This is a genomic window from uncultured Corynebacterium sp. (assembly GCF_937999985.1).
GTDB lineage: Bacteria > Actinomycetota > Actinomycetes > Mycobacteriales > Mycobacteriaceae > Corynebacterium.
Map to the genome: position 1 here is coordinate 1 of NZ_CALLDG010000151.1, position 10,119 is coordinate 10,119.

Genomic DNA, 10,119 nt, shown 5'->3' on the forward strand with positions numbered 1-10,119 from the left:
TTTTTGGCCGGGCGCATCCGCTTTCCGCAGATCGTCGACGTGGTCGAGCGCGCTGTCAGCGAATGCGACGTTTATGCTGAGGTACCCGCAAGCGTCGATGATGTCCTCGCCGTGGAGGGCGAAGCGCGCCGCCGCGCGAACGCGCACATCGACACCCTCGCCGACTAGGAAGAAACAGCGAGTCAATGGCAAACATTCTGGGCATCCTCGCCTTCGCCCTCGGCATCGGGATAACCATCGCCCTGCACGAGGCGGGGCACCTGATTGCCGCCCGCATGTCCGGCATGCGCGTGCGACGCTACTTCATCGGCTTCGGCCCGACGATCTTTAGCTTCCGCAGGGGACACACCGAGTACGGCCTGAAGGGCATCCCCTTAGGTGGCTTCTGCGACATCGCCGGCATGACGAAGCTGGACGAGATGACCGACGAGGAGCGCCCGTACGCCATGTACGACAAGCCGGCGTACCGGCGCATCTTCGTCATGCTCGGCGGCATCATCATGAATATCTTGCTGGCTCTCGGCATCCTCTACGGGGTGGCGCTGGCCTGGGGCCTGCCGGACCGCAACGTGGTCTTTACTCCCACCGTCGAATCCACCCAGTGCGCACCGGCGAAGCAAAATTCGGACGGCACGCTGCAGGAGTGTACGGGCGACGGTCCCGCGGCGGAATCTGGCGTCCAGACCGGCGACACCTTCCTCTCCGTCAACGGCGAAGAGACAGAAGACTTTCGGGAGTTCACCAAGGCCATCGCCGCCGAGGCCGAGCGCGCCGCCGACGACGGCAAGCAGGTCGGCGACCGCATCACGGTCCCGGCAGTCGTCGACCGCAACGGGCAACACAAGAACCTCGATCTACAGATCGAGCTGGTCGAGCGCCTGAACTCCGCCGGCAACACCATGACCTCCGGCGCCGTCGGCATCCGCGCCAAGCGCCCGGAGCTCGTGATCAACCAGTACAACCCCGCCAGTGCGGTGGGCGGCACGCTGTCGTTCACTGGCGGCATGGTCAGCGACACCTTCCACGGCCTGATCGGCCTGCCGCAGCGTGTGCCAGGCGTGGTCGAGTCCATCTTCGGCGGCAACCGCGAGGACGATTCCCCGATGAGCGTGGTCGGCGCTTCCCGCGTCGGCGGCGAGCTGGTGCAGTACCAGCAGTGGATGAGCTTCCTCATGACTCTGGCGAGCCTGAACCTCTTCCTGGCCGCCTTCAACCTGGTGCCGCTGCCACCGCTGGACGGCGGACACATCGCCGTGGTGATCTACGAAAAGATCCGCGATTTCTTCCGCCGCCTGCGCGGCAAGCAGCCCGGCGGCCCCGCCGACTACACGAAGCTGATGCCACTGACGTACGCGGCCACGGCGGTGCTGCTGGTGTTCGGCATTATCGTAATCGTCGCCGATGTGGTTAACCCGATCCGTATTTTCTAGTTAGTTGACGCCCACCTCTGCGTCCGCCGAACGGAGCGTAGAATTGGTGGGAGTTTGAACGGCATTCACGACTGAAAGGTTGTCTTCGTACATGTCTGGTATTTCCCTGGGTATCCCCGACGGTCCGCCTCCGGTGCTGGCCCCGCGGCGCAAGACCCGCCAACTGATGGTCGGCGGGGTAGGGGTCGGTAGCGACCACCCGATTTCGGTGCAGTCGATGACCACCACGAAGACGCACGACGTTAATGCGACGCTGCAGCAGATCGCCCAGCTGACCGCCTCTGGCTGCGACATCGTCCGCGTGGCCTGCCCGAAGACGGTGGATGCCGAGGCTCTGCCCGCGATCGCCGCGAAGTCCCCGATCCCGGTGATCGCGGATATTCACTTCCAGCCGAAGTACATCTTCAGCGCCATCGACGCCGGCTGCGCGGCGGTGCGCGTGAACCCCGGCAACATCAAGGAGTTCGACGGCCGAGTCAAGGAAGTCGCGAAGGCTGCCGGGGATGCGGGCATTCCGATCCGTATTGGCGTCAATGCCGGTTCGCTGGATAAGCGCATCATGGAGAAGTACGGGAAGGCCACGCCCGAGGCACTGGTTGAATCCGCGCTGTGGGAGGCCAGCCTGTTCGAAGAGCACGGTTACGGCGACATCGCCATCTCCGTGAAGCACAACGACCCGGTCGTGATGGTGGAGGCCTACCGTCAGCTCGCCGCCCAGTCGGATTACCCGCTGCACCTGGGTGTCACGGAGGCCGGCCCGGCCTTCCAGGGCACCATCAAGTCCTCTGTGGCTTTCGGCGCCCTGCTGGCCGAGGGGATCGGCGACACGATCCGCGTGTCCCTGTCCGCGGACCCGGTGGAGGAGATCAAGGTCGGCGACCAGATCCTGCAGTCGCTGAACCTGCGCCCCCGCAAGCTCGAGATCGTGTCCTGCCCCTCCTGTGGTCGCGCGCAGGTGGATGTGTACAAGCTGGCCGACGAGGTCACCGCGGGTCTGGAGGGCATGGAGTTCCCACTGCGCGTGGCCGTCATGGGTTGTGTGGTGAATGGCCCAGGCGAGGCGCGTGATGCTGACCTGGGCGTGGCCTCCGGCAACGGCAAGGGCCAGATTTTCGTCAAGGGCGAGGTCATCAAGACCGTGCCGGAGGATCAGATTGTGGAAACCCTCATCGAGGAAGCTATGCGCATCGCCGAGGAGGAGGGCCTGGAGGCCGTCGAGGGCCAGAAGGCCGAGGTACGGGTGACTAAGTAGTCGCCAGCTCTGCCTCACTGGCCTTGCCGTCTACCAGCTCGATGCGGCGGTCCAGCGTGGCAAGTTGCTCCTGGTCGTGGGAGACGTACAGCACCGGTGTGTTGCGCTCGCGCGCCAGATCCACGATCAGCTCGGTTACCCGCTGCGCGTTAGCGGTGTCCAGCGCCGCGGTCGGCTCGTCCACCAGCAGCAGCGCCGGGTCGTTCATCAGAGCGCGTGCCAGGTTCACGCGCGCCTGCTGGCCACCGGAGAGCTCGGAGACCTTCGCGTCCTCTCGCCCTTCCAGGCCCACTCCCTTGAGCAGGTGCTCGGCCTTTTCTTCTTGTTGACGCCACGCCTTGCCGCTGATGCCGAATGGCTTATCCAGGCGACTCATCACCATGAGCTGTTCCTTGGCCGTCAGTGCCGGCAGCAGGTTCGGCTGCTGGAACACGATGCCCAGGTGGCGGCGGCGGATCTCCGCGGCCTGGCGACCGGAGACGGCGCCGAGCTCCAGGGTGTCCGCGCCGTGCAGGGTGGCGGAGCCGGAGGTGGCGGTTTCCAGGCAGCCGATGATGGACAGCAGGGTGGACTTACCGGAGCCGGAGGGGCCGGTGATGCCGACGACCTCGCCGGGGTTCACGTTGAAGCTGACGTCCGTCAGCAGGTTGCGCTTGGTGGTTCCGTCGGTGATCTCGAGGGAGATGTTCTTTACTTCGAGTGCTGGGAAAATCATGAGTTCATTGCCTTTCGCGGATCGACCTTCATTACGGGGATGATGGACAGGCCGGCGCCGAGCAGGCCTGCGGCCAGTAGGATGGCGGCCGGGACGAGGGTGGTGTTGGCGGTGACGTCCATGGGGATCCCTTCCGTGAATCCGCCGACGCCGACGGTGAGCAGGGTGCCCGCGGCGATGCCCACGAAGAGCACGACCAGCGCCTGGCCGACCGCGTCGCTCAGGATGTTGGAACGCGTGCCGCCGAGCGCGACGGTGATCGCCACGCCGCGCAGGCGCTGCATCGTCCACACAGTGAAGAACGCACCCAGCACCAAGGCGGAAATCACGTAGAGCAGCACGATCATGAGGTTCAGGGAGGACTGCTCGCCCTTGTAGGAGGCGCTGGCCTCCAGGGCGTCCTTGCCCTGCAGCATGACTGCGCCGTCGATCGGTTCGGCATCTTCGGCAACCACGCCGAAGGTGGAGGCTCCGGGCAGGTTCTCCACCTCGCCGGTGCTCATCCAGTGGATGGGCTGGTGCTCGAGGTAGAGGTCCTCGCTGGGCTTGTCTCCTTCGTAGGACATTGCGATGAAGGCCTGACCTTCTTCATCCTTTGAGCGGGCCATAGTGACGACCTCTCCGCCACGGCTCTTGACCTCGCTGACTTGGGCGTCAGTAAGAGAACCAGTACTCAAGCTCACAGTTCCGCCGGCATCGTTCAGCACGAGTTGGCGATCGTTGCCGACCTTGTGTTCCAAGGCGGAGGCGGACTGGTAGCTCAGGCCTGCTGACAGGGAGCTCAGGAGCGTGACCATTGCGGTGATGAGCAGGACGGTGGTGATGATGAGCGCCGTCTTGCCACGGGATACGCGCAGCTCGCGGATCCCCTGAAACATGAATCCCCGGACCGGGGTTAACGACTTATTACTTAGCATGGTTCTTATTCTTCGCGCGTTATAGAAGGAACACATCGGGCTAAGGAGTAGTCTTTGCCTCATACTTTTGGTGGAGGCGGGCAGCACCTTTCGGTCGCTAGACTTGGGGACGATCATGATTCAAAAAGCCAAGTCGAATAAAGTCGTCGCGCTGAACCGCGCCTGGGCTTATCTGGGGCTGGGGCTCCACCTGCTGATGGCCCTGCTGATGGCCGTTACCGTCATCAGGGACGGCTGGTCCTGGAACGCGGTGGCCTTGTGTTTCATCTACGTCATGGGCTTGTGGCTGCGCCCCACCTGGCTGTGGCTGACGTTGGTCATCGCCACCTGGGCGTGCCTGCTGCTGGTGGCTCCGAGCGCCGTTTTCATGGCATTCGCGCTGTTCTTCCTGTGCGTCGGCGTACTGCCTCTGTGGCCGGCGATCGTGTGCAATGCAGTGGTGACCATCCTGTCGGTCTATCAGGGTGGCGAGGCGCTGGGCCCCACCGTCGCCGCAGTGGTCGCCACCGTCGTCGGCGTGGGCTTCAAGGAGCTGCGCGACGAAGCCAGCGCCCGTGAAGCCGCCAGCCGCCACGCAGGAGAGATGGGCGAGCGCACGCGCCTGGCCGGGGAGATCCACGACACGATCGCGCAGGGGCTAAGCTCCATCCACATGATTCTGCAGGCTGTAGAGAAGCGGGTGGAGGACCCGGAGGTGTTGGAGGACCTGCGCCTTGCCCGCACCACCGCCGAGGACAACCTGGCCGAAACCCGGCGCATCATCGCCGCGCTGCAGCCCGGGCCGCTGGTCGGCGGCGACCTGCCAATCGCCCTGGCGCGCGTGAGCTCCGGCACCCCACTGGGCGAGGCCTTGAGCTTCGAGGTCGAGGGTGAGCCCTATGACCTGGACGAAAAGGTTGAGCAGGAGCTCACCCGCATTGCGCAGTCCCTCGTCTCTAACGTGGTGAAGCACTCGGAGGCCACGCGCGCCCGAATCACCTTGACCTACCAGAGCGACCTGCTCAGCCTCGACGTCGTGGACAACGGTCGGGGCATGGACGAAGAACTAGTCAGCAAGATCGCCGCGGACAAGATGAGCCTGTCGCCGGTCGGCCTGGCGGGCGTGCGGCGCCGCGCCAACCTAATTGGCGCGACCATGCACGTGGAAAGCTCGCCGGGCGCCGGTTGTGGTGTATCCATCCAGCTGCCGATTCGTTAGGAGTTTTAAACAGTGCCAGACCAGCTACGTGTCCTGATCTGCGACGATCATCCCGTGGTCCGCGCCGGGATCGAGGCGATGCTGCGCGGAACAGGCGACGTGGAGATCGTGGCTTCCGTCGGCGACCCCGACCGCGCCGTCACCATCTGCGCTGAGGAACAGCCCGACGTGGTGCTCATGGATCTGCGCTTCGGAGAAAGCCCTGGCAGCGAGGGGGCTGAATCCGGGGGAGTGAGCGCCACCCGTGCGATCCGCAAGCGCAAGCCCGCCCCACAGGTGCTGATCCTGACGAACTATTCCACCGACAGCGACGTCCTGGGAGCCATTTCCGCCGGCGCGGTGGGCTACCTGCTTAAGGACTGCACCCCCGACGAGTTGGCCGAGGGCATCCGCCAGGCCGCCCGTGGGCAGACGGTGATGAACAAGAACATCATGGGCAAGCTCCGCGGCAGGCTGGCCAACCCTTTCGAGTCGCTAACCAACCGCGAGCAAGAGGTGCTTGTGCTCGCCAGCCAAGGCAAGTCCAACCGGGCGATCGCGAAGGACCTCATCCTCACCGAGGCGACCGTGAAGTCCCACATGGCACACGTTTTCTCCAAGTTGAATGTGAAAAACAGAACAGCTGCCGTCGCCGTGGCGAGGGAACGCGGAATCATCGATTAATCCTGTTACTCTCTGTGCCTATGCGCACCACCTCTTGGACCCCTCGCCGGAGCATCACCGCGGCCGTCACGACGGCTGGCTTGGTGCTGGGCGCTGCGGCTTGTACGCCGAAACCCGATGTTGCTGATGACGCCGCCCAGGCCTTCCTCGCCGCCCTTTCCAACCCGGGCGAAGCCTCACAGGCTGGAGGGGAGACCGACAACCCCGACGGGGCGACCCAGGCTATCGAGAAGGCGTGGCAGTCTCTGCAGGCCGAGGGCCTGCATACGGAACTGAAGAACGTCAATACTCAGGACAATCAGGCCACCGCGCAGTATTCGATGCGCTGGGACCTGCCGGGCGGGCGGGAGTTTTCCTATGACTCCTCGATGAACCTCACACGCACCGGCGATAACTGGTCCGTGCGCTGGCAGCCCGCCGTGCTACACCCGGAGCTGGGCGCTAACCAGCACCTGGAGCTGCGCAGCGTTCCCGCCACCGTCGCCAACGTGGTGGGCTCCGATGGTGCGGTGCTGCTGGAGCCGGGCCTTCAGTATCGCGTCCTTGTCGATCCGAACAAGGTTTCCAGCGTTCAGGGCACTATGCGACGCATCGCCGGCGAGCTGGATGCACTTCGGGGCGGCGATAAGTCCGTGCCCCGCATCGACCCGGTGGAGAAGGCCAAGGAGGCCGCCGATGTGGACGGGGAGTATTCCGTACTGACCGTCAACCAGGCCCAGGGCAAGCGCCTGCAGGGCGCCCTCGGCAACGTCGAAGGCGTACGCCTGAATGAGGAACCCGCGCTCGTGCGCCCCGATCCCTCCTTCGCTCCCGACATCATGGCGCGCGTTAGGGGTGTCGTGGAGAAGGACCTGCAGGGCGAGGCTGGCTGGAAGGTCGTCGCCGCCACCAGCGAGGGCAACGAGGTGGCCAAGGTCGGCGGCGAGGATCCGAAGTCTTCCCCGAGTGTGCGCGTTTCCCTGTCCCGCAAGGTCCAGGAGGCGGCCCAGAAGGCCGTGGATACCCGAGCCGACGCTAAGACGATGATGGTGGTCATGCGCCCCTCGACCGGCGAAGTGCTGGCGGTCGCCCAGTCGGAGAAGGCCGACGAGGACGGCGACGTCGCCCTCATGGGTCAGTATCCGCCGGGGTCGACGTTCAAGATGCTCACCGCATACGCCGGTCTGCAGAAGCAGGGGCTCAGCCCGGATTCGATCGTCGGCTGCCCCGGCACGCAGGACATCGGCGGGCGCATCGTCACCAACTACAACGGCTTCTCGCTGGGCAACACCCCGTTGGAGAATGCCTTCGCAAAGTCGTGCAACACCACCTTCGCGGACATCTCGACCAAGCTGAAGCCGGGCGAACTGAAGGACATCTCCGCGCAGTTCGGCCTGGGCGCCGACTACGACATCGAGGGGCTGGAGACCATCACCGGCTCCGTGCCCGATGGCGAGAAGATGCTTGACCGCACCGAGGCCGGCTATGGCCAGGGTCTCGACCTCGCCAGCCCTTTCGGCATGGCCATGGTTGCCTCCAGCGTGGCAGCCGGCAAGGCGCCCACTCCTTACCTCATCGCTGGCGAGAACCATCACACGGAAGCCAAGAACGACGAGGCCAAGAAGGACGCCAAGAAGAAGCTGGACCCGAAAGCCATCCAAGAACTACGCCGCATGATGCGTGCCGTGGTCACCAGCGGCTCTGGCTCCGGAGTGGCCGGCGCCGGCGAGGTCTATGCCAAGACCGGTGAGGCCGAGATCAACGAGGGCTCCCACAGCTGGCTCGCCGGATACCGCGGAGACCTGGCCTTTGCCACCCTCATTGTCCTTGGCGGCGGCTCCGAGCACGCTACTTCCGTGACCGCCGACTTCTTCAAGAACCTGGATGGCCCGGCCGCGGAGGCGGAAGGGCGTCAAGAGTAAGATAGGGACCCATGACTCGAGCACCATTGACCCCCGGTAATCCCACGCCCATCCGCTCCGTCCCAGCCCACATCGAAAGGCCGGAGTACGCCTGGAAGGACAGCGTGCAGGAGAACGTGGGTGAGCCGTGGGTGCAGACTCCCGAGACCATCGAGAAGATGCGCGAGGCCAGCAGCATCGCCGCCGATGCCCTGCAGGCTGCAGGTGCTGCCGTTGCCCCCGGCGTGACTACCGATGAGGTCGACCGCGTGGCGCACGAGTACATGTGCGACCACGGCGCTTACCCCTCCACGCTTGGCTACCGGCACTTCCCGAAGTCCAGCTGCGTGAGCCTCAACGAGATCATCTGCCACGGCATCCCCGACAGCACCGTGATCCAGGACGGCGACATCGTCAACATTGACATCACCGCCTACAAGAACGGCGTGCACGGAGACACCAACGCGACCTTCCTGGCCGGCGATGTCTCCGAGGAACACCGCCTGCTCGTCGAACGCACCGAAAAGGCAATGTGGCGCGGCATTAAGGCCGTGAAGCCCGGTCGGCAGATCAACGTCATCGGCCGAGTGATCGAAAGCTACGCCAAGCGCTTCGGCTACAACGTCGTGGAGGACTTCACCGGCCACGGCGTTGGCCCGACCTTCCACAATGGTCTGGTGGTGCTGCACTACGACCGCCCGACCATGTACACCGACCTGCTGGAGCCGGGCATGACCTTGACCATCGAGCCGATGATCAACCTCGGCGGCCTGGACTACGAGGTCTGGGACGACGACTGGACCGTCCAGACCAAGGACCGCCAGTGGACCGCACAGTTCGAACACACCCTGGTCGTCACTGAAGATGGCTACGAGGTTCTGACAATTCCCAGCGAGGACTAGCTCGACCGACTAACCTCCCAAAAGTATGGGAGACAAAACTACACCTCTGGGGCCTGGCCCCGTTGCACGTAAACAGCACCTGCGCCGCCTCGGTCCGTTCGGTGCCTTCGCCACGCGCGTGGGCGCCCGCGTGACCAAGAAGAAGAACCTCGGAGTGTTCGCCACCATCGGTCGCGCCCCGCGCCTGTTCTTCTTTTGGCTGCTCTACGGCGGGTCGATGATGCCGTTTGGTTACCTTTCGCGCGTCGAAACCGAGATGATCATCCTGCGCGTCGCCTACCTGCGCGGCAGCGCCTACGAAGCCGACCAGCACCGTGCCCTCGCCGCAAAAGTTGGGGTCAAGGATATTGACGCCCTATTCCAGCCCGACCACGGCCGCACCGGCCGCCACGGCACCCTGCTGGACGCTGCCGAGCAGCTCGTCCGCGACCGCGGGCTTAGCGCCGACATGGCCCAGCGGCTGCGGGGTCTGCTGAGCGAGCGTGAGCAGGTTGCGTTCGTCATGCTGGTCACCAACTATGACGGTCTGGCCACGGCGCTGGACGTCATGGGGGTTCCAGTCGACGAGCCGCGTTAGGCAACCCTCCTGCGGTTCGCTGCGCGCTGGGCGAAGGTTTCCCGCCCCAGCGGCCCGTTTGGTGCCGTCATGACGGTGTGCCCGTCGCCATGGCTGGTCCAGGTCTCGTTGCCGTTCGGATGGATGGTGACGTCCCAGGAGCCAGTCGTTTTCGCATTGTGGTGCTTGGAGCAAAGACAGTGGAGATTTGACGTGGCCGTTGGACCTCCTGCCTGCGGGTTCTCATGGTCGTAGCGCTGCACGTGATCCAACTGGCACTTGTGTGCGGGCACCGAGCATCCTGGGAAGCGGCAGGTTCCGTCGCGCCCCTCCACGCTGGCCCGCACCAGAGGCGTGGGGGAGTAGCCTTCGTTGCTCGCGGCTCCCGGGACTTGGACGTGCGTCACACGCTTCATCCACTCCGGCGTGGCCAGCGAGCTGAGCCAGCCCCCTGCAGCCCAGATCTGCGAGTCCGGTTCGTCCACACTGCGATAGAGGTTCAGCGTTACCTCCGCCGTGGTCTGCCTGCGCACGAGCCGCATCAGCGCCTCGGCGCGGGAACAGGAATCGCGCTTGGCCACACTGTTGACCGCTTTGAGCACCTCC

The 10,119-nt window shown here is 64.7% G+C and carries 10 protein-coding genes and 1 pseudogene; 8 read left to right on the forward strand and 3 right to left on the reverse strand.

Translation table 11 applies throughout. The features are described from left to right. From Q0331_RS07205 to ispG, 3 genes and pseudogenes are all read left to right on the forward strand, one after another. Positions 1–168, forward strand: a pseudogene (locus Q0331_RS07205) (1-deoxy-D-xylulose-5-phosphate reductoisomerase); the annotation flags it as partial. Between the two features lie 17 nt (positions 169–185). Beyond that, positions 186–1,430, forward strand: coding sequence for an RIP metalloprotease (locus Q0331_RS07210; RefSeq protein ID WP_298075726.1), 1,245 nt, complete (start codon positions 186–188; stop codon positions 1,428–1,430). 91 nt (positions 1,431–1,521) lie between these two features. Next, entirely contained in the window at positions 1,522–2,682 is a 1,161-nt protein-coding gene (gene ispG / locus Q0331_RS07215) for a flavodoxin-dependent (E)-4-hydroxy-3-methylbut-2-enyl-diphosphate synthase (RefSeq protein ID WP_011273699.1), read from the forward strand. On the opposite strand, the gene Q0331_RS07220 is transcribed toward ispG, so the two are convergent. Further along, positions 2,675–3,397: an ABC transporter ATP-binding protein gene (locus Q0331_RS07220; protein WP_298075727.1), complete on the reverse strand. Its 723-nt coding sequence runs from the start codon at positions 3,395–3,397 to the stop codon at positions 2,675–2,677. The two genes, ispG and Q0331_RS07220, sit on opposite strands and share 8 nt — an antisense overlap. Continuing rightward, on the reverse strand, positions 3,394–4,314 hold the full coding sequence (locus tag Q0331_RS07225) for an FtsX-like permease family protein (protein ID WP_298075728.1): 921 nt from the start codon (positions 4,312–4,314) through the stop codon (positions 3,394–3,396). Before Q0331_RS07225 ends, Q0331_RS07220 begins: the two co-directional genes overlap by 4 nt. 115 nt (positions 4,315–4,429) lie before the next feature. Between Q0331_RS07225 and Q0331_RS07230 the strand changes: the two genes are divergently transcribed. The 5 genes from Q0331_RS07230 to Q0331_RS07250 are packed head-to-tail and all read left to right on the forward strand — an operon-like array spanning position 4,430 to position 9,534. Next, positions 4,430–5,512 carry a sensor histidine kinase gene (locus Q0331_RS07230; RefSeq protein WP_298075729.1) on the forward strand — a complete coding sequence of 361 codons (1,083 nt, stop codon included), beginning with the start codon at positions 4,430–4,432 and terminating at the stop codon, positions 5,510–5,512. A gap of 12 nt (positions 5,513–5,524) precedes the next feature. Then, on the forward strand, positions 5,525–6,175 hold the full coding sequence (locus Q0331_RS07235) for a response regulator transcription factor (RefSeq protein ID WP_298075730.1): 651 nt from the start codon (positions 5,525–5,527) through the stop codon (positions 6,173–6,175). A gap of 20 nt (positions 6,176–6,195) precedes the next feature. Further along, a complete protein-coding gene (locus Q0331_RS07240) occupies positions 6,196–8,076 on the forward strand; it encodes a penicillin-binding transpeptidase domain-containing protein (protein ID WP_298075731.1) in 1,881 nt (626 codons plus the stop codon). Positions 8,077–8,087: 11 nt separating this feature from the next. Continuing rightward, the gene (map, locus tag Q0331_RS07245) at positions 8,088–8,957 is read left to right on the forward strand and encodes a type I methionyl aminopeptidase (RefSeq protein ID WP_298075732.1); all 870 of its coding nucleotides are present in this window, start codon (positions 8,088–8,090) and stop codon (positions 8,955–8,957) included. Positions 8,958–8,982: 25 nt separating this feature from the next. Continuing rightward, positions 8,983–9,534 (forward strand): carboxymuconolactone decarboxylase family protein, encoded by a 552-nt coding sequence (locus tag Q0331_RS07250; RefSeq protein WP_298075733.1) that lies wholly within the window; start codon positions 8,983–8,985, stop codon positions 9,532–9,534. Here Q0331_RS07250 and Q0331_RS07255 read toward each other — a convergent pair. Then, a partial coding sequence (locus Q0331_RS07255) for an HNH endonuclease signature motif containing protein (RefSeq protein ID WP_298075734.1) occupies positions 9,531–10,119 on the reverse strand: 589 nt, incomplete at its 5' end. The genes Q0331_RS07250 and Q0331_RS07255 overlap by 4 nt on opposite strands.